This window comes from Clostridiales bacterium, from assembly GCA_017961515.1.
GTDB lineage: Bacteria > Bacillota > Clostridia > Acetivibrionales > RGIG10202 > RGIG10202.
Window position 1 is genome coordinate 1 of the sequence record JAGCXC010000092.1, and the last position, 26,117, is coordinate 26,117.

Annotated in this window: 18 protein-coding genes and 1 pseudogene; 1 reads left to right on the forward strand and 18 read right to left on the reverse strand. The window is 32.5% G+C overall.

What is annotated here, in order from left to right; all coding sequences use genetic code 11:
• The 18 genes and pseudogenes from J6Y29_06415 to J6Y29_06500 all read right to left on the reverse strand — a co-directional run.
• Positions 1-3,350: response regulator (locus J6Y29_06415; protein MBP5427498.1), on the reverse strand; the 3,350-nt coding region annotated here is incomplete at its 3' end.
• Positions 3,351-3,488: 138 nt separating this feature from the next.
• Positions 3,489-4,862: a peptidase S8 gene (locus J6Y29_06420; GenBank protein ID MBP5427499.1), complete on the reverse strand. Its 1,374-nt coding sequence runs from the start codon at positions 4,860-4,862 to the stop codon at positions 3,489-3,491.
• A gap of 163 nt (positions 4,863-5,025) precedes the next feature.
• Positions 5,026-5,670, reverse strand: a complete 645-nt coding sequence (locus J6Y29_06425; protein ID MBP5427500.1) for a hypothetical protein — start codon at positions 5,668-5,670, stop codon at positions 5,026-5,028.
• 16 nt (positions 5,671-5,686) lie between these two features.
• A complete protein-coding gene (locus tag J6Y29_06430; protein ID MBP5427501.1) occupies positions 5,687-6,082 on the reverse strand; it encodes a hypothetical protein in 396 nt (131 codons plus the stop codon).
• Positions 6,083-6,135: 53 nt separating this feature from the next.
• A complete protein-coding gene (locus J6Y29_06435; GenBank protein ID MBP5427502.1) occupies positions 6,136-9,432 on the reverse strand; it encodes a hypothetical protein in 3,297 nt (1,098 codons plus the stop codon).
• 122 nt (positions 9,433-9,554) lie between these two features.
• Complete coding sequence (locus J6Y29_06440) at positions 9,555-9,935, reverse strand: thioesterase (protein MBP5427503.1); 381 nt, start codon at positions 9,933-9,935, stop codon at positions 9,555-9,557.
• Between the two features lie 16 nt (positions 9,936-9,951).
• A complete protein-coding gene (gene ftsH / locus J6Y29_06445; GenBank protein MBP5427504.1) occupies positions 9,952-11,787 on the reverse strand; it encodes an ATP-dependent zinc metalloprotease FtsH in 1,836 nt (611 codons plus the stop codon).
• Positions 11,788-11,810: 23 nt separating this feature from the next.
• Positions 11,811-13,217: a tRNA lysidine(34) synthetase TilS gene (gene tilS / locus J6Y29_06450; GenBank protein MBP5427505.1), complete on the reverse strand. Its 1,407-nt coding sequence runs from the start codon at positions 13,215-13,217 to the stop codon at positions 11,811-11,813.
• Position 13,218: 1 nt separating this feature from the next.
• Positions 13,219-14,562: a replicative DNA helicase gene (dnaB, locus tag J6Y29_06455; protein MBP5427506.1), complete on the reverse strand. Its 1,344-nt coding sequence runs from the start codon at positions 14,560-14,562 to the stop codon at positions 13,219-13,221.
• Between the two features lies 1 nt (position 14,563).
• Entirely contained in the window at positions 14,564-15,007 is a 444-nt protein-coding gene (locus J6Y29_06460; GenBank protein MBP5427507.1) for a 50S ribosomal protein L9, read from the reverse strand.
• 18 nt (positions 15,008-15,025) lie between these two features.
• Positions 15,026-17,008, reverse strand: coding sequence for a DHH family phosphoesterase (locus J6Y29_06465; protein MBP5427508.1), 1,983 nt, complete (start codon positions 17,006-17,008; stop codon positions 15,026-15,028).
• A gap of 18 nt (positions 17,009-17,026) precedes the next feature.
• Positions 17,027-17,365, reverse strand: a pseudogene (locus J6Y29_06470) (MazG-like family protein).
• Between the two features lie 64 nt (positions 17,366-17,429).
• A complete protein-coding gene (locus J6Y29_06475) occupies positions 17,430-17,903 on the reverse strand; it encodes a CYTH domain-containing protein (protein MBP5427509.1) in 474 nt (157 codons plus the stop codon).
• A 27-nt stretch (positions 17,904-17,930) separates the two neighbouring features.
• Positions 17,931-18,788, reverse strand: a complete 858-nt coding sequence (gene rsmA / locus J6Y29_06480) for a 16S rRNA (adenine(1518)-N(6)/adenine(1519)-N(6))-dimethyltransferase RsmA (protein ID MBP5427510.1) — start codon at positions 18,786-18,788, stop codon at positions 17,931-17,933.
• A gap of 16 nt (positions 18,789-18,804) precedes the next feature.
• Positions 18,805-19,857 carry a G5 domain-containing protein gene (locus tag J6Y29_06485; protein MBP5427511.1) on the reverse strand — a complete coding sequence of 351 codons (1,053 nt, stop codon included), beginning with the start codon at positions 19,855-19,857 and terminating at the stop codon, positions 18,805-18,807.
• Between the two features lie 73 nt (positions 19,858-19,930).
• Positions 19,931-20,884 carry a stage II sporulation protein D gene (spoIID, locus tag J6Y29_06490; GenBank protein ID MBP5427512.1) on the reverse strand — a complete coding sequence of 318 codons (954 nt, stop codon included), beginning with the start codon at positions 20,882-20,884 and terminating at the stop codon, positions 19,931-19,933.
• 108 nt (positions 20,885-20,992) lie between these two features.
• Positions 20,993-22,666, reverse strand: coding sequence for an ankyrin repeat domain-containing protein (locus J6Y29_06495; protein ID MBP5427513.1), 1,674 nt, complete (start codon positions 22,664-22,666; stop codon positions 20,993-20,995).
• Between the two features lie 333 nt (positions 22,667-22,999).
• On the reverse strand, positions 23,000-25,576 hold the full coding sequence (locus J6Y29_06500) for an ankyrin repeat domain-containing protein (GenBank protein MBP5427514.1): 2,577 nt from the start codon (positions 25,574-25,576) through the stop codon (positions 23,000-23,002).
• A gap of 155 nt (positions 25,577-25,731) precedes the next feature.
• Here J6Y29_06500 and J6Y29_06505 point away from each other — a divergent pair, with 155 nt between their 5' ends.
• Entirely contained in the window at positions 25,732-26,103 is a 372-nt protein-coding gene (locus J6Y29_06505) for a phage holin family protein (GenBank protein MBP5427515.1), read from the forward strand.
• Positions 26,104-26,117: the final 14 nt, after the last annotated feature.

Genomic DNA, 26,117 nt, shown 5'->3' on the forward strand with positions numbered 1-26,117 from the left:
CCACGTGATTCCTCCAATATTGCAAATGCTTTTTCTGCTGGCATTGCATCCCTATAACATCTCTTTGCCGTTAATGCATCAAATACATCTGCCACAGCCATAATTCGAGCACAAAGTGGTATGCTATCTCCAGCCAATCCCTTTGGATAACCAGATCCGTCCCATTTTTCATGATGATATAATGCTATATCCCTTGCCATATTCAAAAACATATCTTCCTCTATTCCATCCATACACTTTATTATTGTTTCTCCACCTATCAATGTGTGTGTCTTCATTACATTAAATTCCTCTTCTGTGAGCTTTCCTGGCTTACATAATATTGAATCGCGTATGGCTATTTTACCTATATCATGCAGTGGTGCAGCCAATACTAAATTTTCTATGTATTCGGGTGTGCATACATCCATATATTTATTCCCCATTTTTATCGCATTTGCAAGTATTTCTACATATCGGGATGTCCTTTTTATATGTTGGCCTGTATCATCATCTCTACTCTCCACTAACGTTGCTAAACTAAATATTATCTTACTTTGTATTGTTTTTATCTTTTTCGTTTTCTCATCCACCATAGTCTTTAGATCATTTTGATAAGCTGAAAATTTTAAAGTCTTGGAAATTCGTCCTAGCAAAAGTTCCTTAACAAATGGCTTTTGTATAAAATCGTTCGCACCAAGTGTCAAACACTGTACTTCCTTTTGTGTATCCGACACACCAGTCAAAAATATAACTGGTATATCATAGCACGACCTCATCATCTTTATCTGCTTTAGTGTATCAATACCATCCATTTCAGGCATATTTATGTCTAATAATATTATATCCGGTATAAAACGTTGCAAAAAGTTTAGCGCCTTCCTACCAGAGTTTAGCGCCGTTACTTTATAGTATTTATCTAGGGTAGACTCAGTAAACGCTAATGTAGCCGCATCATCATCCACTATCAATATATGCTTTAATACAAACTCTTCCTCTTTTTGATTATTGTTCATACTTTGCAATATTTCTTTTGCTCCATCATCATCATACAATGTAAGCTTTAGTTTCGCATCATTTAGATATGGCGTATATGCTTCGTTAATATTATACATAAGAAGATCATCTATCATAGCCCGTGCTGACTTATTCTCAAAATCATCTATCTTATCTACAATGTTTTGAATTTTTGATAAAACAGTAGCATCATCTAAGTTTTCCTTTGTTTTGGGAACCTCTTTTGTCTCTGATTGAACAATACCAGATATGTTCTCCAATACATTGCAAATCTCTTCTTTTAATAAGGTTATATTGTTATTTATATAATCTATATTGTTGTTTGCCACACTTAATTCATGCTCCTTGGCTAGCATTGATAGCCTATCTGCACCTATTAACTTTGCTGAACTCTTTATAGAATGCACCATAATTTGATAGCTCTTATAATCTTTATTATTAAGTGCTTCATCAAGCTTAATCGCCTTATCTTTATTCTCTAAATAAAATGTCTTTAACACATCAAAGTACTCGGTTAAATTGTTACTATACATACCAATTCCCCTCTCGATGTTTATTGAATGGCTATCATCTTTTTCTTGATGTTCTATCAAATCTTGTGGCAAATATGTCAACAATATATTATTTAATTTAGCTAAGTCTATTGGCTTGCCCAAAAAATCGCTAAAGCCTTCCTTTAAAAATTTCTCCTTCATCCCACTTATCGTATTAGCCGTCAACATCACAACAGGCGTATCCTCTATATATGGCTTGATTAATTTAAATGTATCTATACCATCTAAATCTGGCATCATGTGATCCATAAATATAATATGAAATCTTTGCTTTTGTGTTTTTAGTAAATTGACACACTCCCTACCTGATAATAATGTAGTCAAATTAACATTGTACGGTTTTAGTAACCCACTTATAACTTTTAAATTTAGCGCCAAATCGTCAACAACCAATATATTAGCATGTGGTGCAACAAAACTAATTAAATCACTATTGTTTATTGTGCAGCTTGGCTTGTCAGAAATCTTTTGCTTCACATAAAATGAAAAAGTTGTTCCTTTTTGATATTCACTCTTAACCTGTATGTCTCCATTCATAAGATTGATCAAATTCTTACTTATACAAAGCCCTAATCCAGTACCCTCAACACTTCTATTCTGTTTGGTATCACATCTTTCAAAACGCTTAAACAATTTAGGTATATCTTCTTCCTTAATTCCACATCCAGTATCACTTATATCAAATGTAATTATTACATCTTTTTCAATTACACTGCATTCAATAGACATTGTTACAAAACCTTCTTTTGTAAACTTAATTGCATTATTTAATATATTGGTGATAATCTGTCTAATCCTTGCTGAATCCCCTATAAGATTCTCTGGTACGTCTCCATCTATATTTAGTTTAAACTCTAACCCCTTCTCGTCAAACTTAGGTGAAAGTATTTTTATTATGTTATTTATTAAATCATGGAAATTATACACCTCATTCACAAGTTCTAACTTGTTAGACTCTATCTTGGAAAAATCTAATATGTCGTTTATTATCTCAAGCAAATTCGTACATGCGCTCTTTATCACCAATATATCTTCTTTTATAGGTCCTATATCATTCTCTAAAAGTATAATATCTGTCATTCCTAATATCGCGTTCATTGGCGTCCTTATCTCATGAGACATATTAGCTAAAAATAATGATTTCGCCCTATCCGCACTTTCAGCTTCTTCTTTAGATTTTATCGCCTCTATAACTGAATTAGCAGAATCAATTAACCTTCCTAATAACAGGGATGTCCTGTTTGTGATGGATATACTAATACTTGCCATCCCCATAAATATGAGTATTCTTGGTATAACTGCGTATATCACCAACGACTTTATTGAATCCATAAGTGGTGCATTGGGTGTGATATTTAAATAAAATGATGCTATTGTACCAACTATTATTAATATATTGGTCCCTAGTATGGTAAATATAATTAAATTTCTGTCAAAGTACAAGGTGGCTAATGTTATTGGCAGCATAAGAAATATTATTGTATGATAACTAAGCGGTGTGTATAAAACAAATGTCACCACTAATGTTATAGTTATAAACATATACTTTAAATATGCTTTGTTATACTTTTTGGTTATCTTTAATATACAGTACGGTAGTGCACAAAAAAAGCACGTTAACAATGTTATAGTGGAAAAATTGCTCGACTGTAAAAGAAAAATTCCCACGTAGTTTAACATCCACGTGATTCCCATTATGAATGCAAATATCATAAGACACCTTGCTACCCACTTATTTGCTTCCTCTACATTGCGGGCCAATAATTCTTTTTTATTAGTTATTATCTTATTTATACCCATATTAAAATATCCCCCCTACTATAGTAGTATTTCGACAAATACCAAAAAAATCCCTAGTATTTTTTTGTACTATTGTAGAAGAACTCCAGTAGTAAAATATTTTACTACTGGAGAAATGATATAATACTCTACTTATATCTATCTTGATGGTCTTGTTGGCCTTGTTGGATTAAATGGGTTAAATGGGTTAAACGGATTAGATGTATTCCCTGTATTATTAGTTGGATTAGTTGTAATTATGTTACCTAGTCTTTCATTTAACTTTTTCTCTACTATTTCTTCAACTATTCTTTCTACATCAGTAACTGTACAATATTTAGTTTCGCTTCCACTTTCATCCTTAGCCATTTTATATGCACCATATGCATCTAATACTCCAGAACCAATATCATAATCTATAGTTGGAGATATATCCACTTTATTTGCTGATTCTTTTATAATCTCTTCTATCTCCGCAGCTGTCTTATCTGGTGATCCACCCCATACTAGTGCTATTGCACCTGATACAAATGCACACGCCATTGATGTACCTGATTTGTACTCGTATCCACCATCCTTACTTGTACTATATATATCAAGACCTGGTGCTGCTATATCTATGTATCTTCCAAAATTGGAGAAATTACATATCTGATTTTTGCTATCTACCGCTGCCACTGCTATAACTCCCTCGAATGCTGCAGGATATGTTGGTCTATAAGTTCCCTCATTACCAGCTGCTGCTACAACTATACATCCTTTTTTAATAGCATATTCAACTGCCTCTTTTAGATAATTGTCATAGTTAGATCCGCCAAGACTTAAGTTTATTATCTTTGCTCCGTTATCTGCTGCCCACTTTATACCAGCCGCTATATCTGAACTATATCCATTTCCTTCTTGATCTAATACTTTAACTGGAAGAATTTTTGAATTACCTGAAACTCCAGCTATACCTGTAGAATTATTTGTTACGGCTGCTGCTATGCCTGCTATGTGTGTACCATGCCCACAATCATCTCTAACATCTGTTGTTCCATCTACTATGTTGTATCCTTTAACAATGTTACTCTTTAAATCCAAGTGTTGTACATTAACACCTGTATCTACAACTGCTATCATAGGTGGATTATCCGTTCCATTTAAATCCCATACCTTATGGGCATTTATTTGATCTAATCCCCATTCGTATGTTAAAAACGGATCACTTGTTGTATACCTTATGCTATACACATAATTAGGTTGTGCATATTCTATATCAGGATTTTCTTTACACTTTTCTAAAACTTGATCCATATTATCTTCCTTAACATAATAATATGAGTGATCATCATCTATACACGACATTGTAAGTTTTGTTCCGTTTACAAAAAAAGCTCTATTTTGTGGCTGTTGTTTGTTCTTTTTATACTTCACTATTATTTCTCCTTTTCTATAAGCATTGGCGTACACATTGGTACAGCCTAGCATTAACATAACAGCTGATACTAAAATAGTGAATATACCACTTCTTATGTTTTTAGAATTAAACATTTTCCTCTCCCCTTTTCTTGTGAAATTTTTGACATGTTGTTTATGTTGCTTTTTTATGTTACTGCCTAATCTATTATTCTACATCAACAAAAAAATTCCCTTTTTTTTATTTAACAAAAAAAAGAGAACTCTCACAAAATCTTTTTAAGTCTTTCTTTCCTTATTAAAGATTTTTTATCTTATTTTTTTCTTTTGAAACATTATTTATTCTTTTTATAATTCCAACCCCTATCTCTTTTACTGGTTGGTCTACATCTTCTCTTACAAATAAAACTTCCTCTATGTAAGTCTTTATATCCTCACAACGTCCAATAAAAATATCCTCTATATCTTTTAATACAACTGTGATTTGATCTATCTCTGAAATACTAAATTTCGCATGTCTTAATTCATTTCCCAATAAATACCTTTCTTTCTCTATATTGTCAATAATATCTCTTAGTAATTTCATATTCGAAATCAAATTTTCCGAGTCTCTAATAACTTCAATTTCGTCCTTTATCCACGTATATTCTTCGCCCAACACCATCAACAATATTATGACACGTATTGCCTTGTTTGAAAATTTCTCATTTTCTTTATCTTTACGTATCACCCCATGGTGCACAGATTCACCCTCTTGCAATAAATGCTTACTCTTTTTTATTGCTTCTTTTAATAACTCTATTGAATAATTACCTTTGAACAATTCTTCTAATACAATATCGAAATTCTCCAAAAACTCCTTCTCAAATAAAGACCTAAACACAACCGCTATTCGTTGTCTATAGTCATTACTCTCTTTAGAAAAATCAAACACTATAGTCATAACAACACATCCTTTTTTACAATCTTATAGTCTTTATTGTGTCTATTTCTATACGTATTTCCTTTTCTATTCTTTCTATATCGTATCTTATATCTTTTGCTGTCTCCTTGGCTTTTACTTTATTTACAAATCTATTACTATAATTGTTTCCATAATTACTGTTATAATGTTTATTTCTAGATTGGTACCCTCCATTATCATACTTAGCATCTTTTTTATATGGCTTTTTACTATCCTTTTGATATTTATTATTGCCATATGTACCATAAGAATTACTACCTCTTATATTTTTTCTTGAATCGTCATACGACCTATTCACTCTATTATGCTGTCCATTATGCTGATACTGACGCTGCCCATTGTTATTTCTTCCTTGATATACATTCCTTTGTGTCGTATTATTAAATGCCATCCCTTCTCCTCACCACTCAAACTTAAAGTGGCTTCTCCTTTCGTTCTGTATTTTTATTTAGACATACCTTCTATTTTTGATTCAGTATATTTTTTTTTTCCAATACCCCTATCAATACTTTCTTTTTTCACTTTTTCAACCTTTTCCTCATAATATCCACTATCAATTCCCACATTTGCATCATCAACTATTTCCTGCACTATATCTAAGTGCTCTTGTGAACTCTTCTTTAATTGATGCACATTAATTTCATTTTGCTTAGTACTCCCCCTGTTTTCTTCTACATTATTTAATGATACACCTTTTTCTTCTTTCTCGTCAAGAGAATTCTTAATTCTTTTTTTATTATTTTCTATATCTCTTTGTTTTGCGATATCCATTACTACATCTTTTAAATCCAAATTATCCATTGTAAAGAATTCGGTTGACCATTGTACTAATCCTTCCGAATTTCCTTTACTATCATCAATACCTAGCGCGATATTTACTACTTTATTTATACTGTTTTTTGCTCCCCTTTCAGTAAAGGGACTAACTACCGATTTATATACCTTTTTAATACCCTCTACAATACCCTTAAAAATTTGAGCTATTTTATCATAAAATGTCTTTGGTTCTTTCTTTATTTCTGGTTTTTTCTCTTCTTTTTTGTCTTCCCTAATATCTATTCTAAGCTTTTTGGAATCCACCTCATACTGAAAGGCACTTAACTTTTCCATCTTTTCTTTTATTATGTCGCTGTTATTAGAAACCTCTTTTTTTAGCTTCTTGAATTCATTTTGTAAAATATTTTGTATCTCTTCACTAGAACTTTGATCCTGTTCCAACGCTTGAACACTTTTAAATTTCTTATATGCTACTTGTATATTCTCTAGTTTTTCTATTGTTTTCTTTTGCTTTTCAATTTCATTTTTTAGATCTGGAATTTTTTCCTTATACTCTTGTATTAATTTTTCTTCCTCTTCATATTCGGTGTTGCCTTCTCTTTTATGAATGTATTCTAGTAACGCAAGAGAATCTTCAGCATAACCTAATTTTCTTTCTATCCCCGATGAAAATCTAGGTACACCCTTATGAGTATATATATTAATAATGGTATTTTCATCTAGTAACCTTTTTTCTTCATCAACTAATATAGATGTCGAGTCATACTCTTTATCTTGTTCTACTGTATATAACTTATTTTTATCTATTGGTATATTATTATATGAAAACTCCATTTTATTTGTGTCTAAATTAAGTTTCAAATCATCTAGCCAAAATACCTTTATCCCTTTATGTGAAATTACAGGAGATCCCACTATATTCTCCATATTAGAGGCATCTTCTCCTAATGCGAGGTAGTAGTAGCCTCCATCCACCTTGGTTTTACTTATCTTATCGAGTACATAATCTATATCTTTGTTACTTAAAGTATACTCTTTTTTATACTTATTCTCATACATATTATACTCTTTAACATCACTTACTACTTTTAGCTCTATCAACAAACTATTCTCTGGTTTTATTTCTAAAGAAGCATCTTCCTTACAAGCAATTAATACATCAAATATGTTTCTTGCTTTATCTTTTTGATCAAACATATAAACAATTGACCTATTAATATCTTTGTATATCTTTACTACTCCTTCTGAAAGATCATCAACTTCTTTCATATTTTTCATATACTCAAGCAACTTTTCTTTTTTCTCTTTTTCTTTACTATTTTGTATATCGTTAAATTTATCCTCACAAATCTTGGCTAACACACACAAATCTTGCTTAGTTAATTTTTTTACATCTATATCTTTTCCTAATATCTCTCTTATCCCATTTATCGCACCAACAACAGCTTTGTTATAATCCTCATCTGTATACTCTCTTGACGACGCATTGTTTATATCATTTTTTAATATATTTACTGCATTTTGATTATCAATCTTATATGGCCTAACTTGCTTTTCTATCTCACTATCCTTTCCATCAAGGTAAACACCAACCAACCACTTTCCTAATCCAAACAACTCTTTTGTTAAGGTAGTATCTTCGTACTCCTTAATATCTAACTCTTTACCCTCCGCGCCTATTTTATCTACCAAAAATCTTTCTTCGGCTGTCATTGAGTTTAACGCTCTACTATTTTCCCTTTGCTTTACTAAAGCTTTCCCAAAAAAATTCAAAATATATATCAAATCTTTTCTGACAATTGTGTTCTCTATAGTTTCCGCTTTTTCTACACCTACATTACTTTTCTCTTCCAAATTTTTTAACATTCTTAAAGCTCTAATTGCAATAAAAGATCTTGTTTTCCCTATAAGTTCAGAAATCTCTTTCGTTTGATCTTCCAAAGCCTTCTTAACACTTTCCCCTATATTATCCTCATCTGCAATTAACACTTTAGTCCTACGACACTCATCATATGTAACTATTATCCTATCAATCTCTTCTTTTTGCCTTTGATAAACTGTAACGAAAGCATCTATATCATCTAAATCACTTAATAGCTTTTTTACTATTTTTGCATCTTTAATAGTATTTATCTCATTTATTCTATCATTTACTCTTTGTTGGTAATCTTTTAGCTTTTCTACCTCTCCATCAACTTGCAACGACAATTTTTTTAGTTCATCATATGAATCACTTTCCATATCCTTCTCTATGTCGTCATCTAGCGCGTCTTGATACTCATCTTCTTCTCTTTGCAAGTCAGCATCCATAAATTCATTATATAACTTTTCATCAATTTCATGTAACTTTGCTGTTCTCGATACCCCAGTAATAGCTTTCTTTAATATATCTTCATGTCTATCTGAAATTTGACCATCCATATCATAACTTAAATCCATAACAAAATCTATTTCATCTAATAATTTCTCTCTCTTTCTATTTTTAATACGCCTTTCTTCTTGCATTTCCTGCCATATGGCAGATAACTCCACTAACGCTTCTCTTTTTTGCCCCCTTAACATGTCCCCTTCTTTTATTACCATCGAAATATTGCCAGTCATATTTTCTCTTTCGACAACTCGACCTTGAAACATCTTCTTCTTTTGTATTTTCTTTAAATCACTTTCTATATCTTCTTTTAAATCATCATTAAATTCTTTTATCCTTGCATCATATTCTCTATTTATTGCTTCTCTTATTACTCGAAGCTGATTATAATTTAAGAGCTCAAGCTCATCTTTAGTAATTCCAAGTTCTCTTTGTAACAAAACTACATCCTCTAACGTAACAAACTCTGTTTTTTCACTTGCCAAAGTATCACTACTATTTTCGCGATGTAACCCCTCGTTAGATCCAAAAATTACACTCTTATCATCATCATCTATAATTCCCTTTAAAAATTTTTCCTTTTCGTCTTGGCTCATACGCCGACACACCTCCCAATAAAACCTACACATATAACCCTCTATAAAGTGTTCGGCAAAAACGCATAAAAAATAAGCCAAATACTATTCAGTAGAAATAGTGTTTGGCTATCATAATGTAATTATTGCAATTTCTTTTGAGCTTTTAAGAAAAATCTATCTACGTCAACTATATATCTCTCATGGGTCCCTTCTGCAATTTTCTCCACATCATCATATGCACAAACTTCATATACTATCTTTCTTCCATCAACTTTTACAACCTTTGAAACAACCTTAACACAACAACCAACAGGAGTTGCCCTTATATGATTTATATTAACATTCGTGCCCACTGTTGTTTCACCTTCTCCTAATTCTTCTTGCACCATACTCATCGCCAAATTCTCAATTTTCGAAATCAATCTAGGTGTGGCCAACACTAAAAGTGTACCACTGCCTACAATCAATGCCGTATCTTCTTTTGCAACAACAAACCGTGCTTCTCTTTCTCTGCCTTCCACCTAAAAGCCCTCCTAACTACACAGTATATCTAAATACATTTCCATCGTTCTCTAAGAATATTGTCTCAAATTCAACGGCCTCTATCTTTTCTTTTTCCATCAATCTATCAGCCAAAACTTCCAATACTTTTTGATTTGCCTTTAGTATTTGCAATGTGTCATCATATGCTTTTTTCAACAACGCCTTTACTTCCTTATCTATAGCAGCCGCAACTTCTTCACTGTAATCTTTGGTTTGTGCCAAATCTCTTCCAATAAAGACCTCTCCTGCTTCCCCTCCAAACACCATATTGGGCAAGCTATGACTCATACCATACTTCATTATCATATTCCTTGCTGTCCTATTGGCATTGCTTAAATCATTAGCCGCTCCTGTACTAACCTCTTTTAGCATAAGCTCTTCTGCTGCTCTTCCTCCTAATGCAACAACTATCTCTTGCACCAAATGACTCTTTGTAATATAACTTCTGTCCTCATCTGGTTTATATGTTGTATATCCTCCCGCCATACCTGTTGGTATAATAGAAATTCTTTCAACTTTATTTGTTGTTGATACTGCCCTAACTGCAATAGCATGACCAGCCTCGTGATATGCTGTAAGCCTCTTTTCTTGCTCTGTCATAACCTTGCTCTTCTTTTCTGGCCCTAACATAACCTTAAACGTAGCCTCTTTTATCTCACCCATGCCGATTTCGGTCTTACTTTGTCTTGCTGACAATAGTGCCGCCTCATTTAATAAGTTCTCAAGATCGGCTCCTGTAAATCCTGGTGTAATTTTTGCCAAGTCAGCCAAATCTACATCCTCTCCCAGCGGTTTGTTCCTTGCATGAACCCTAAGAACAGCTTCCCTTCCTTTTATGTCTGGTAAACCTACAACAACTCTTCTATCAAATCTGCCCGGTCTTAAAAGAGCTGGGTCTAATATATCTGGCCTATTGGTTGCCGCCAATATAATAACACCCTCATTTACACCAAATCCATCCATCTCGACTAATAACTGATTTAAAGTTTGTTCTCTCTCGTCATGACCTCCACCAAGGCCTGCTCCCCTATGTCTTCCCACTGCATCAATCTCATCTATAAATATTATACTTGGAGCATTCCTCTTCGCTTGTTCGAATAAATCCCTCACTCTTGATGCTCCAACTCCAACAAACATCTCGACAAAGTCTGATCCACTTATACTGAAAAATGGTACTCCAGCCTCTCCTGAAACAGCTTTCGCCAAAAGTGTCTTTCCTGTACCTGGAGGGCCCACTAACAACACTCCTTTTGGAATTCTTGCACCTAGATCTATAAATTTCTTTGGCATCTTTAAAAATTCAACTATCTCTTCTAGTTCTTCTTTCTCTTCATCTGCCCCAGCGACATCCCCAAACGTCACCTTCTTCTTATCATCAGATATCATCTTGGCCTTACTCTTGCCAAATGACATTACCCTATTCCCTCCACCTTGCGCTTGTTGAAAGAAAAACACCCAAAATATCGCAAGTGTAACAATCAACAATGCCACCGGTATTATCATAGATACCCACCATGGTAACTGTGGCGGCAATTTATATAAAAAATCTACCTTTCCCTCTTTCATATCATCTGAAATTTCTCTTATCAATGATGAAACATCTGGAACATATACTGAATACTCAACCTCTTTCTTATCTCCTTTTAGTTTAACACTAGCCTTCATTTCTTGTAATGTTATAGAACCAACATTACCATTCTCTAACTCCTGTATCAATCTCGAATAACTCCACTCTTTTACATTGCTTGTGTTTGTAAACAGGCTAAATGTAAAGAGTATCATCAATATTAATAATATATAAAATGCAATATCTTTAAATCCGTTTTTCAAAATCGTCCCTCCTCAAATTAGCGTTATATCACAGAAGCTAACGTAAATCTAACTATTTTTTTACTATACTTAGTTACCCTAAATTTCTCACTTACATTTTCTCCTATAATCCAAATAATTTCACTTCCCTTTGCTAAAAGATACATCTTATCTCTTTCGGGTTTTGAAATTTTTTTATCTATGAAATATTTTTTAAGCTTCTTGGTGCCATTAAAATTTATTGGTCTAAATTTATCTCCATTCCTCCTTTGTCTCAATTTTAGCCCTTCACTTAATATATCATAATCAAAATATTTTGTATATGCATCGTTAACTTTTTTTTCTTGCCCTAAATCTAAAACCTCTATCTCCAACACCCACCTGTCATCAATTTGTATTTTCGTATCACCAACCAATATATCAATGTCTATTTCTTTATTTTCTATAACTTCCTTCTTAGGCTTCTTGCAAATTTTTAATCTATTGTAATCCCTATATGCCCCAATCCCTTGAGGTAAATCTAACCAAAGCCCCGACTTATTCACACATATTAATTTTAACATATCCTCTATGTGCTTATACTCTATTTTGTTAATAACTTTATTTACCTTAACTATTGCTCTTCTTAACACCCTCCTTTGTATAGCCTTATGAAGTAATCTTAATTTCTCCACATCAAGCAAAACACTACTATCATTCGTCTCTATTACACACTCATCAAACTTTTCTTCTACCACACCTTCTATAAAGCTATTGTCTTCTCTAACCAAATATGACATTCTGTCGATCTTGGAAACTATATCCACATCGAACATATCGTCAATCTCTTTTATTAGCTTTAATCTAACTTTATTACGAGTATATATGACTTCACAATTAGTACTATCTACAACATAATCCAAATCTTCTAATTGGCAATATTTTTCTATCTCATCTCGACTAAGTGTTATTATTGGCCTTACAATAACATCTCTTTGGGCATCAATTCCCCCTAATCCATCCAGGCCACTTCCTCTTACTATATTCATAATAACTGTCTCTACATTGTCATTCTTATTGTGTGCAACTGCTATTTTCTGTGCTCCAAGCTTATCTTTATACTTATAAAATGTACTATATCTTGCATTTCTTCCCGCTTCCTCTGTCGATATTTTTCTATCCTTTGCAAGTTTTATTACATCTATTCTCTCAACTATTATATCAATATTAAGCTCCCTACAAAAATCAACAACGTGTCTTTCATCCCTTAATGCTTCGTCTCCTCGTATCATATGATTTATATGTATCGCAGTCAACTTAAGATTAAGTCTTTTAGACAATTTATTTAACAAATATAATAAACATGTAGAATCAGCTCCACCTGACACTCCTACTATAACATGATCATTCTCAACTATCAAGCTTTTTTCTTGTATAAAATTATACACTTTTCTCTCTATATTATTATACATTTTACCTCACACTCTTATTCAAATTCCCAAATTTCGTATACTGACTAAGCCAAGCTAACTCTATTGTACCTGTCGATCCATTCCTATGCTTTGCTATTATAACTTCAGAAATATTTTTCTTTTCTGTCGCTTCATTATAATAGTCCTCTCTGTACAAAAACATAACTATGTCCGCATCTTGCTCTATAGCTCCTGATTCTCTTAAGTCACTTAGCATTGGCCTATGATCTTGTCTCTGTTCCGCTGCACGACTTAGCTGCGACAATGTAATCACTGGTATATTTAATTCCTTTGCCAATATTTTTAATGACCTAGATATTTCAGATATCTCTTGCTGTCTACTTTCACTTCTGCCTCGGCCCTTCATAAGCTGCAAATAATCTATAACTACCACACCTAAATTTTTTTCAAGCTTTAATTTCCTACACTTTGCTCCAATTTCAGATACCGACGTGCCTGGCGTATCATCTATGTATATTGGAGCATCAGACAACGTTCCTAATACCCCCGCAATTTTCGCCCAGTCGTCATCCTCAAGCTTTCCTGTTTTCATTTTACTAGCATCAACCATTGCTTCACAACAAAGCATCCTGGTAACTAATTGCTCTTTAGACATCTCCAAACTAAATATCGCAACCGGCACATTCTTCTTTATTGCAATATTTTGCGCAATATTTAATGCAAATGATGTTTTTCCCATGGCCGGCCTTGCTGCTATTAATACCAAATCCGAATTTTGTAACCCTGATAATTTATAGTCCAAATCCTTAAATCCTGTTGGTATACCACTAACATCATCTTTATTATTGTACAAACCCTCTAATTTATCAAAGGTGTCAACAAGCACTTCCTTTATTGGAACAACCCCCTTGGTGGCCATATCTTGCGATACTTTAAATATACCTTTTTCCGCTTGTTCCAACAACGCATTTATCTCATCTGAAGAATCATATCCTAAGTTTAATATATTTGATGATACTTTTATTAAATCTCTTCTTATGCTCTTTTCTTTTACTATTTTTGCATAGTAACCCGCATTTTCGGAAGATGGCACAATATTGGAAAGCTCTGATATATACTCTAGCCCTCCAACACTCTCAAGTGTTCCCTTAAGCGCTAATCTCTCCGATACTGTAATTATATCCACAGGTTTAGCCGCTTCAAACAGCTCCATCATAGCATCAAATATTTCTTTATGATCTTGTCTGTAAAAATGCTCACTACCCAATATTTCCATAACCAATGGTATAATGTCCTTATCTAGCAGCATCGCTCCTAATACAGACTGTTCTGCTTCTATATTTTGTGGTGGCACTCTTCCCATTAACTCTTTTTTATCCGCCATATTATTCTTCTGTCACCTTCACTTTTAATTTTGCATTTATTCCAGTATATAATTTTACATCTATTATGTGCTCACCCAATGTTTTTATAGCATCACTGCTCAATTTTCTTTTGTCTATGTCTATAGCAAAATCAGCATATAATTTTTCAACTATATCTTTACTAGTTATTGATCCAAATAATCTTCCTGCACCACCAGATTTAGCTTTTATCTCTACTGTAACATCCTTTAACTTTTTCTGTAATTCTTTTGCACTTTTCTTTTCTTTCTCTATTCTTTTTTCTTCTGCCGCTTTTTTTGTTTTCATGATATTGACATTCTTTGCATCCGCAACCACAGCCAATCCCTTGGGAATTAAATAATTCTTTGCATAACCATCACTAACATCAACTAACTGCTCTACCTTGCCCACACTCTTTACATCTTTTTTCAATATGACCTTCATTTTAAACCTCTCCTTTAGCTATTCTTTTTTTCTCTTTCCCAGGTAATCATGTATTTCCTGCTTTAACTTTTCTTCAACCATATCTATGCTAAAACCTGAAATTTTTGCACCAGCATTGCTAAAACTTCCTCCACCGCCTAACTTTTCTAGTATCATTTGGACATTTATTGTTCCAAGCGATCTTCCACTTATATACACATCATCCTGGATAACACTTAAAACAAAAGACGCATCTATCTCCTCTATATTAAGTAATTGATCTGCTGCTTTAGCCGCTACAAGTTGCGCATCTTTTGTCATAAGACTACATCTAGATATAGCTACCTTGTCATCTATAAGTTCTACCACGTTTATCACATTAGACATCTGTGTATAAGTCTTTAGATCATTTTGTAATAACACCTTTATAGCTATTGTATCAATGTTATACTTTCTTAACAGTGCGCAAACTTCAAAAGTTCTTATGCCAGTTCTTAACAAAAAGTTTTTCGTGTCTATTAGTATACCTGTGTACAATGCCTGTGCTTCTAACTCATCTAACTTGTCCTCTAATCCAAGGTACTGTATTAACTCCGTCACCATTTCAGATGCCGATGATGCATATGTCTCTAGATATGTTAACAAAGTATCTTTTATATACTCTGTTCCTCTCCTATGATGATCTATTATAACAATTCTGCTCGTATATTTCAATAAATCTTCACATTCTGTTATACTTTGTTTATTTGTGTCTACTATAACTAACAAAGTATTAGACTCTATCCTCTCTAACGCTTCTTCCGCATTTACAAAAGTATCTCCAAATCTTTCTTTTCCAGATAGTTTGGTTATCATATTATTTATATTCACATTTGAATTATTAAGCACAATATTCGCTTGTTTATTCAAATTTTTACATATGCTCCACACGCCCAAAGCTGCACCTAATGCATCCATATCACAATTTTTATGACCCATTATTAGCACATTCTCAGATTGCTCTATTAGATCTTTTAGGGCATACGCTACAACTCTAGCTTTTACTTTTGTTCTCTTCTCTGCCTGTATTGTATTTCCTCCATAAAAATACGTTTCCTCTTTATCTTTTATTACTACCTGGTCTCCGCCTCTACCTAAAGCTATATCTAATGCATCCTTAGCACAATTTAAATTGTCTATGTAAGTATCATGGTCCATACCAAATCCAAGACTTACTGTAAGTGGTATAGTATTACCCATACGTATTTTTTTCACCATCTCTAATATTTTAAAGTCTTCTTTCTCAAGCTTACTCATCCACTGCGCCTCTAGAATTAATATATATTTATCTCTTTCTACTTTCCTTGCAATAGCTCCCGTTTCATCTAACCAGTTTTGTATCGTCTTGTCCAATTCTAATAACATTTCTTGCCTTTTCTCATCATCAATAGACAAAATTAAATCTTCATAACAATCTATATACAATATACCCACAACAAACTTTTCATTACTATATCTTTCTCGAAGTTCTATTATCTCTGTCCTATCTAGCAGATAGTACAACAAAATAAAATTATCTTCGCTAATCGCCTTTCCTATCTTTCTATATTCGCATTTTACTGTATATTTCCTGTCTCCTAATACAATTGTACTGTTATAGTCTTCTTTTGTGGCTAAAAACTCCTTAGGATCCAACTCACGCGAAATATTTTGTATTTTTGTAGAAAAAGTTTGCACTCCCTCTAATATTTCTTGAAATTTTTTGTTCTTCCACACTATCCTACCATCAATCTCAACAGCAACCATAGGTATAGGCACATCTATCGCTACAGCCTCTTTCTCTAATTTTATTCCCTCTAGCTTCTTTATAACCTCTTTCTTTCTATCTCTTGCAAAATTAATTTCACAATACACAATTAACGCAATAATCATAAGCCCTATAATAAGGCTCTTCCAATCTTTGCCACTGCACAATTTTATCAAAATCAATATAGCAATTATATACACTCTCTTTGATACACTAAGCTTTGGCTTAAATATCATAATCATCTCCGTCCATTCTTATTTGTTTTGAATCCTACACAAGTTCATATGTCTTGATAGCTCTGTTAAATCCCCATAGTATTTTTCAACATCATTTTTTTCTAACAATCCTATCTTTATCTTCTTTTCAATCTTTAGCTCGATCGAGTTATAACTTATACCCAATCTTTTTCCAAGTAAATACGCTATCAAAATAACATTCGCAAGCACATTAGCAATAGAATCATGCACCTCTTCCTTCATTCCATGCGCCAATATTTTAAAAAGATTCGCAACCTCTAACAATAGTTCTCCCTTAAGCCACTCTATTACCTTTATGTTCCTTGTTATGTCTATCTCTTTATCCATTTGTCACACAATTTCCTCTCTTTTTTTTTGCACCCCATATTATTGTACAACAAATGGCTTTTTTTTACAATAGTTATTCAAAATTCCATTTACTATATGGATTTTTAATTAAGTTAACATTATAATATCTGTCATCATAAGTAACTTCATCTCCTACCCATTCTGGTATATCAAACAACTCTTCTTCATTTTCTAGTTCTATCTCGGCGATAATTAATCCTTCATTAGCTCCTATAAAACTATCAACTACCCACTCATGTCCATGATAAAAAATACTATACCTTTTTTTCTCAACTAACAATCCTTCACATAACCGATCCATCATCTCAACAGCGTGTTGCTTTGGTATGGAATACTCATACTCCAATCTTTTAATACCCTCGTTTTTACTCTTAACTGTAATGTATGCACTATCTCCTACAGTCCTTACCCTAACAACCGCATGGCTTGTGGCTGCGATATAGGCTTGTCTATATAGCGTGCCCTTTCGTCCATTTAAAATGGTTGCATCCAATACCAAAAATTTTCTTTCTATCTCATATGGCACAATACCTCAACTCCTATGTTTTTAGACCTAATCCCCTATAAGTCTACAATAAATCTCATCTGCTAACTCTGCAAATTGATTTACACTAAGTGTTTCTCCTCTTTGATTTTCTTTTATACCTAATCTATCCAATATTTCTCTAAATTCGTCCTTCGACATCCCAAATTCCCCAGATGTAGCTAGCGCATTTAAAAGGGTTTTCCTTCTCTTACCAAATGCAGATCGTACTGTTTTTTTGAAAAATTCCTTACTAATAACAGGTACTTTAGGAACCTTATTTACATCCAATTTTACAACTGCAGAATCCACCTTAGGTTTTGGTAAAAAACAATTAGCAGATACAGCAAACAACATGTTTACTGTGGCATAAAAATTAGTCGTAACTGTTAATGCCCCATATTCCTTTGTTCCCTCTTTCGCAGTCATCCTCTGAGCAACTTCTTTTTGGACCATAAATACCATAGAATCAATATCTACTTCCTCCTCTAATAAACTCATTATTATAGGTGTAGTAATATAATAAGGCAAGTTACCTATTATCTTGATACTTTTGACATTCGACATCTCCGCTAATGCAACTACATCTACTTCGAGAAAATCTTCATTTATTACCTCAACATTACCAAACTCACTTAAATTCGCTTGAAGTGGCTCAATCAATCTCTGATCTTTTTCCACTGCAATAACCTTACCGGCTCTTTTTGCTACCTCTCTTGTCATATTCCCAATACCAGGTCCAACTTCAATAACAAGATCATCCTTGGTGATATTCCCTAAATCGACTATCTTTCTTAAGATATTACTATCTACAAGAAAATTTTGTCCCAAAGATTTTGTAAGTTTTAATCCATACTCTTCTATTATTTTTTTGGTGTCACTCATCATGTTATATCATACACCCTCAGTCTAAAATATATACTCTTACATTTCTTCTACCCCAATTTAGGGCATCTACCTTATTTTCATAAAACAGGTCTACTACATTTCCTTTTATTGCCCCACCTGTATCTGCTGCAATTGCAAAACCATAATCAGGGCCTCTGCCAACTGTTTCTATATATAATCTAGTACCAAGAGGAATAACCCTAGGATCAACAGCTACAACACCTCTTTCTGCTTTCATCCCACTAGCTGTTATACCATATCCTTTAGTGCCAGGTCTTTTCCCTGTCTCTTCATATGATGCCGTATAAGCTGATGCCTTCATAGGTATCATCTTTTTATACCTAAATGACCTACCCCTTGAAATTTCTTTCCTAGGTGAAGTACCTACCTCTGTTATCTCATCCACTGGCTTCTTTGTAATAACATTTTTTTCAATATCTCTTGAGACTTCCTTACCATCATGATATGTAATTTGATACGTTATCTCTCTCTCTCCTGGTACTCCCTTTTGTATTACTCGACTTATTAACCTGTCTAAATTAATGTTCTCTTTTTTTCTAGACTTGAATGGAACTTTTTCCATTTTAACTTCCTCTTTCTTAGTAACACGAACAAGATCTATATTAATTCCTTCAGTAATACAATCATTTAAACTATGCCCTCTTACAAAATCAAATTGTTCTAATTTAACATTATCTTCTTCTAATACTTCTTTTATTGTAGCTTTAGTTGTCATCAACGCGTGCGAATTACCATCCACTTTGATTAAAACAGGTAATGCTCGAGTTATTTTTATCTTACCCTCTGGCAATTTTCTAAGCTTAGTAGACGAATCAAAATCTAAAACATCATATTCCCCTAATTTTAAACCAATATCATCCATCAACTCTCCTACTGTCTTTATTTTAGTACTCACTTTAGTAACCTTATCATTATCTAAAATCGTTATCTCTCTTTCCGCATAAAACCCTGTAACCGTAATAGCCACAACCAACAATATCATTGATGTAAACACACTCAATCCATCTATTGAAATATGTTTTCTAATATTTCTCCAAAATGGTCCCATTAAAACTTTCCTCCTAATTTCTTTCGTTAACTGCTATTCTATAATACTATAATATACAGTATAATTTGTCAAATCACTTATCAAAAAAATTTACTATGTTGATATTTCCATAATAATGTTTTAGTATATCGTCAAATTTTTTGCCTCGCTTAGCCATTTCATTAGCTCCCACTTGACAAAGACCCACTCCATGACCACTACCATATACTTTAATTTCTATCTTATTATTTCCTATGTTTACTAATTTAAAATTGGTAGATTTTAACGAAAATATCTCTCTAAACACCTCTCCTTTTATGATATTTTCTGAAATTTTTACATGTCTTACTCTATCACTTTCATTTCTCTCAATCTCTTTTATATCACTAAAAACATCAGAAGAAAATTTTATATTGGGATATTTATGTAAAATCTTTTTTTTGAATTCATCTACTGAAAGTCTAACATATGACACATCTTCTGTCCCAAAACTCTCAACACTTCTTAAGTAAGGTATATCTATAGAGGACCAAATTTCTTTTGAACTTTCAGTTAGGCCTGTACTATTTGAATGAAATAATGGTAGTATCAACTCATTATCATAGCAAACAACTTTGCCTGTAGTTTCGTCTACTGCCTTGCTAATTTTATCCCAATTTTTTTCAGCATCATCTTCCCACCCTACTAAAATAGCATCTTTTTCCGCATACGCCTGACAATGTGCAAAATCTGTGCACACTGTCGCACCTTTGTGTACTTTTGATTTTTCTTCACTCATCTTTTTATACACAAAAGTTCTCACAGCTATAGCCTGTGCCTTTAAGGCCTCTATTTCAAAGAGTGCTGGCATTTCTTTTGCCACAACACACTTTATATATTCTTCCAAAGGCAAATATACAATTTTGTCATCTTTTTTATAATATACATCAATTTTTTTGCAATATCTACTTTTGATGACACAATCGCCGCTATAACCTTTCAAAATAATAGTTGGCACTAAAACAACTATACTAATTATAAATAAAATATGTGTAAGTATCTTTTTCATATTACATTATATACTCACACACATGAAATATTCTTGCTAAATATTAGATAAAAAAATCCCTACACCCTGTTATTAGATGTAGGAATCTTAATTAGATTATTCTAACCATTACGCTTTTTCTTTTCCCTTTGCAATACTTTTATTTATTCTTCTTATCTCTTCCGAAAACTTCCCATCTTTATTGTTATCTTGTATAAATAATCTAATTTGAGTGAATAATTTTCTATCTTTTTTTACTCTTCTTAAACTCTTTTGATCATTTAACACAAACTTTATATTATTTATTGCTGTATTCTTCCACTTGTCTTTCTTAGCTGGTGTTGCGAAAAATTTTCTTATGTCTCTTATTTTGTTATTAGAGTAATTTTTCATAGTTGAGCTATTAATCTTCTTAACATTTTTCTTCAACTTAATAATATTTTCATCAGCTAACCTTTTTGTTGTACTAGTAAACATACTTTTACTAATGTCTGCAACTACATTCACTATTTTATTCTTACAGCCTTTCATTCTGTCTTCCAATTCGGATGTTACTTCATTTGCTACACAACTTGCATTCTTTTTTAGTAAATCTCTCTTAGACTCTGAATCTATATTTTCTAATGTTTCCTTTAGCAAACTATTCAATATTTTTATTGTATTGACATTTTTTAAATCTTTGTTTATATTTTTCAAAAACTTATCTAGAGACTTAGCTGTAACTCTAACTGCAACATCGCTTATTCCTCTTTCTCCCTCTACATTGTTCAAAACTTTAATTGTGATATTTTTTACATCTTTCTCTATTAGCTGATAAGCTTTTTTAGCTCTTTTCATTACACTTGTAATTTCATCATACTCTTTAATCAATGCATTCGTAAATTTAACAATTGCATCAATATCCTTAGCTATTCTATCAATTATACTTAAAGGTGTATCAATCCATTTCTTTTCATCTTCTCCTAAAGAATCTGACTTTCTTACTCCATCTCTTAGAAAAGCGACGGCAACTCTAATTAGCTTCTTTTGCACTTCTGGCTTTAATAAATAAGACATCAAATAATTCCATGACTTAACAAATATACGATCAGTAGTAACTATATCTGTGTTAGCTCCACATTCAATCAACACATCTTTCATAAAATCTTTTTTGTTTTCAATTGTGTATGTAAGTAATGAATAACCACGATTATCTCTCTTGTTTATATCTACCCCAACCTCAACTAATTTAGATATAATCATTTTCTTTTCTTCATCAGATTGTTGCCCATCCACAATTGTCCATAGTACAGTCTTTCCTTCATTATCTACAAAATTCAAATCTAAATCATTCTCTTTTAAAACATTTATTAATTCCAATTTATCTTTAGCACTAAGCAAATTACTGTTTACTACTCTACATAATATGTTTTCTCCGTAGCTATATGAAAACTCTATTTTTGAACCACTATTTATTAATGTCTTTGCCAATTTAGCATAACCCTTTTCTATTACAAATTCCAATGGTTTACATAAATCCTTTTGAGACTCGCTCTCTAAGTTCACGTTGTACCTTTGTAACAATTCAACCATTTCAACTTTTTTATCCTCGTTTATTGATTCGGAAAATAATACTGCCCAAAGAGGTGTCTTGCCATTTCCATCTAATTTGTTTACATTAAATCCTACATTTAATAAAAATTTAGCCCATCTAGTATGGCCTTTCTCACATGCTCTTGTTAATAAAGTCTTTTTGCTTTCTATCTTAAACCAACTCCACACATCGCCTAATATCCTTGATAAACTATCCGGATAAAATTTCATAAACAATCAACTACCTTTCCTTAAAACCTCTACAATTCTAAAATTGCATTAATATAAGTTTACAACATGAATATAGAGTTGTCAACCAATTGTATCGGTAGTAATTTAGGTATTTTTTTCTTGTAAAACGTAATGTTATGTTGCTCTATTTAACATTCGTGCGTTTACATGCGGCATGCCTATCATAAAAAAAATAGTATCAATGTCATAAGACACTGATACTTTAATGCATACGCAAATAAGTCCGCGTAGATTGGCCATACTTTGACCACTCCCCATGCTTAAAAGCAGGAGATTCACACTTGTTTGCTAGTTTACAAATATTAAACCCATCTATAATTTAACCTGCTTATCCTTGCCTCCATAGTCGTTTCTGCTTCTCTTTCTCTTACGCTTTTGCCTCATCTCCATAACACAAGAGATTTCCCTAACTATGCTTCTACTTGATACCCTGCGATTTTGATACAACAACGAATCAATTTTCATTTTATTTTCCTCATCTAAATCAGCTACAGACGCGAAATTTTTGATTAAACACCCTATTAATTCTTCATTGTTATTTCTACATGCTATATTTAGTGCCGTACCTCCTTCATTGATTTTTTCGTTCACGTTAGCTCCACAATTTATTAAGTACATTGCAAGCTCTGTATTGTCGTTACTACAAGCTATAATCAATGGAGTAAACCCTTTATCATTTTTACTATTTATTCTAGCTCCATGTTTTATTAAGTACATTGCAAGCTTTGTATTTCTGTTATCGCAAGCGTACATTAGAGCTGTATTTTGTGCTGTATTCTTTTTGTCAACAAATGCACCATTCTCCACAAGAAATCTTACTATATCCTCATTGTTATTCTTGCTAGCTATTAACAATGCCGTCCACCCGTCATAATTTTCTCTATTTACTTTTGCTCCACACTCAATCAAATATTTTACTATATCAATATTGTTGTATTCGCACGCCATCATTAACACTGTCCATCCTACAGCATTTGCCTTATTTATATCAGCCCCTTGTAGAACTAAATATTTTATCATTTTTAAATTATTTTTTTCGCATGCTATCATAAGAGCTGTCCATCCTTTGGTATTTTCCCTATTTACATGAGCACCATGTCCAATTAAATATTTAACTAATGCTAAATTGTTTTTTTCACATGCGTACATCAATGCTGTACAGTCTTCTTGCGATTTCACATTAATATTTGCGCCACTCTCTACTAGCTTTAATATAAGTTCCATATTGTTATTACTACAAGCAATAACTAATGCTGTCCATTTTAATGGACCCACCTCATTTACCTTTGCACCTTTTTTCAATAGATATTCTACTATATCTGTATGGTTTCTACTACACGCTACGATAAGAGGCGTCCTATGTTTTTCATCTTTTTGATTTACATTTGCTCCAGCCTCTACTAGACATTCTACAATGTCTTTATTCCCGTAATGGCACGCGTACATTAGCGGCATGTCCCCACCGCTTTCAACATTTACGTCCACTCCTTTTTCTATTAAATACTTTACCAACATTGTGTTACTACATTCACACGAACATAACAACCACTTCGTAAAATTGTTTTTATCATCAAAAGTCTTTTCTATATCTTTTCTATCAAAAAGATTATATTTTAAAACTAATGAATTTGACATAAATTTTATTAATATATCCTTATCATTCCTTAATATACTTAACACATCTTGCTTAAACTCATCTTTTGCTTGTTGATCATTTATGTTAATGTCTAATAATGATTGTAAAACCCTTTCTTCCCTAAAAAACATCCCCTCTTCAGAAGAGGTTTCTATAAATCCATAATACATCATCATCTCTTTTACTGCAGCATAACGTAATTCCTGATTGTATTCACCTCTTGTAATATATTTCTCCACAAAATCACACACATCCAACGAATTTTGTGTCATTTCACTTTCTACCAAGTAAACATAAAACCAATTCAGGATCTGATTTATCTTGTTGGGATTTTCCTTAACATCCTCCATACAAATTTTTATTGCCTGATCAAATATTAATTCATATATTTCTTCTTTCTCTATATATTTCTCAAAATCTTTTTCAATATGGAATATCAACTCTTTTGACAACAAATGTTCAGGAACATCTTCTAATTGCGAAAGATTCATATCATATTCCCTATTTAAAAAACTTGTACAAACATCTTTACAATGTGTAACCCCTTCTTCATATACGTCTATTTCATCTATAAATTTGCTAATTAAGTCATATGCCACATGCCTTTTTGCTTTATAAAATGCATTTAATAAAAGATCATATATTTTATCCTCTTCATCATATATTGTTCGCTTTTTTCCAATAGTCACGCCTTTTTTCGACAACATATCTCGTATTTGATCTTCAAAGTTTATCATAAGCCCAATCAACGTAAATTTCCAATTACTCATACAATGTTTGCTAGAATCGCTTATAGTATTTATACTAGATGCTATAATATCTGAATCTATATCATAGTCCTTTAATACCTGCGCAATTAATCTAAAACCTTTTTGTAACCTAGCATACTCAATTTTCCTTGCTCCGTCATTATTAGAAGATGATACATCTGAGATATTTTTCTGTAACTTATAAAACATGCCCTTTATATCTTTTCTTACTCCATCAACTGTATTTCTTGATGTCCCACCAGTGCATGTCAATACATCGTAGGCTTTTTCATCTAACGAAACCTCGTCTAATAAATCATTTAATATATCTACTGCTTTTTGTTCATCATCCTTTGTATACTCAAATAAATCAATCTGTTCAATCAAACTTCCTGTTGGATTTATAAATGCTTCATTTCTTACTTTAATTCGAGTACCACATATTGTATATATTGAAAACGTAAACCGATCTTTTAACAACATAAGTTTTTCTTCATCTTCCATTAAATCCCCTCCTATTAAGTAAAATATTCCTTTTATTTTATCATATTTTTACTCTGTTACCAATACGACATTTTAATGTAATCAGAATAAATTTTTGTATTTATAATCATACTAAATACGCATATTAAAATTAATTTGAAAGGAAGTGATTTTTAGTGTCTAACAATTATAGTGTCTCATCTTCAGACAATTTTTCTTTTGTACATTTTGTCGTTAGATTTGTAATAGCTGCAGTTGTTCTTGGAATAACAGCATTTTTTACTCCAGGCTTTACAATTGCCGGGATCATTCCATTATTAATAGGAGCTATAGTTATTGCACTACTTGATTTTTTAATACTAAAAATATCTGGCGTTAATGCAAGTGCTTTTGGCAGAGGATTTTCCGGATTCCTTTTGTCCGCCATAATAATTTATATGACTCAATTTTTTGTTTCTGGGTACTCAGTTTCTCTTTGGGGTGCACTTATAGGAGCTATAATTTATGGAGTTGTAGATGCAATTATCCCAGGAAAAGCCACACTGTAAAATATAGAATGGGG

Excerpts from the sequence above, each read along its gene's own strand:
- J6Y29_06420 (MBP5427499.1), bottom strand. The coding sequence starts at position 4,862 with ATGTTTAATTCTAAAAACATAAGAAGTGGTATATTCACTATTTTAGTA.
- J6Y29_06425 (MBP5427500.1), bottom strand. The coding sequence starts at position 5,670 with ATGACTATAGTGTTTGATTTTTCTAAAGAGAGTAATGACTATAGACAA.
- J6Y29_06430 (MBP5427501.1), bottom strand. The coding sequence starts at position 6,082 with ATGGCATTTAATAATACGACACAAAGGAATGTATATCAAGGAAGAAAT.
- J6Y29_06435 (MBP5427502.1), bottom strand. The coding sequence starts at position 9,432 with ATGAGCCAAGACGAAAAGGAAAAATTTTTAAAGGGAATTATAGATGAT.
- tilS (MBP5427505.1), bottom strand. The coding sequence starts at position 13,217 with ATGTATAATAATATAGAGAGAAAAGTGTATAATTTTATACAAGAAAAA.
- dnaB (MBP5427506.1), bottom strand. The coding sequence starts at position 14,562 with ATGGCGGATAAAAAAGAGTTAATGGGAAGAGTGCCACCACAAAATATA.
- J6Y29_06460 (MBP5427507.1), bottom strand. The coding sequence starts at position 15,007 with ATGAAGGTCATATTGAAAAAAGATGTAAAGAGTGTGGGCAAGGTAGAG.
- J6Y29_06465 (MBP5427508.1), bottom strand. The coding sequence starts at position 17,008 with ATGATATTTAAGCCAAAGCTTAGTGTATCAAAGAGAGTGTATATAATT.
- rsmA (MBP5427510.1), bottom strand. The coding sequence starts at position 18,788 with ATGATGAGTGACACCAAAAAAATAATAGAAGAGTATGGATTAAAACTT.
- J6Y29_06485 (MBP5427511.1), bottom strand. The coding sequence starts at position 19,857 with ATGGGACCATTTTGGAGAAATATTAGAAAACATATTTCAATAGATGGA.
- spoIID (MBP5427512.1), bottom strand. The coding sequence starts at position 20,884 with ATGAAAAAGATACTTACACATATTTTATTTATAATTAGTATAGTTGTT.
- J6Y29_06495 (MBP5427513.1), bottom strand. The coding sequence starts at position 22,666 with ATGAAATTTTATCCGGATAGTTTATCAAGGATATTAGGCGATGTGTGG.
- J6Y29_06500 (MBP5427514.1), bottom strand. The coding sequence starts at position 25,576 with ATGGAAGATGAAGAAAAACTTATGTTGTTAAAAGATCGGTTTACGTTT.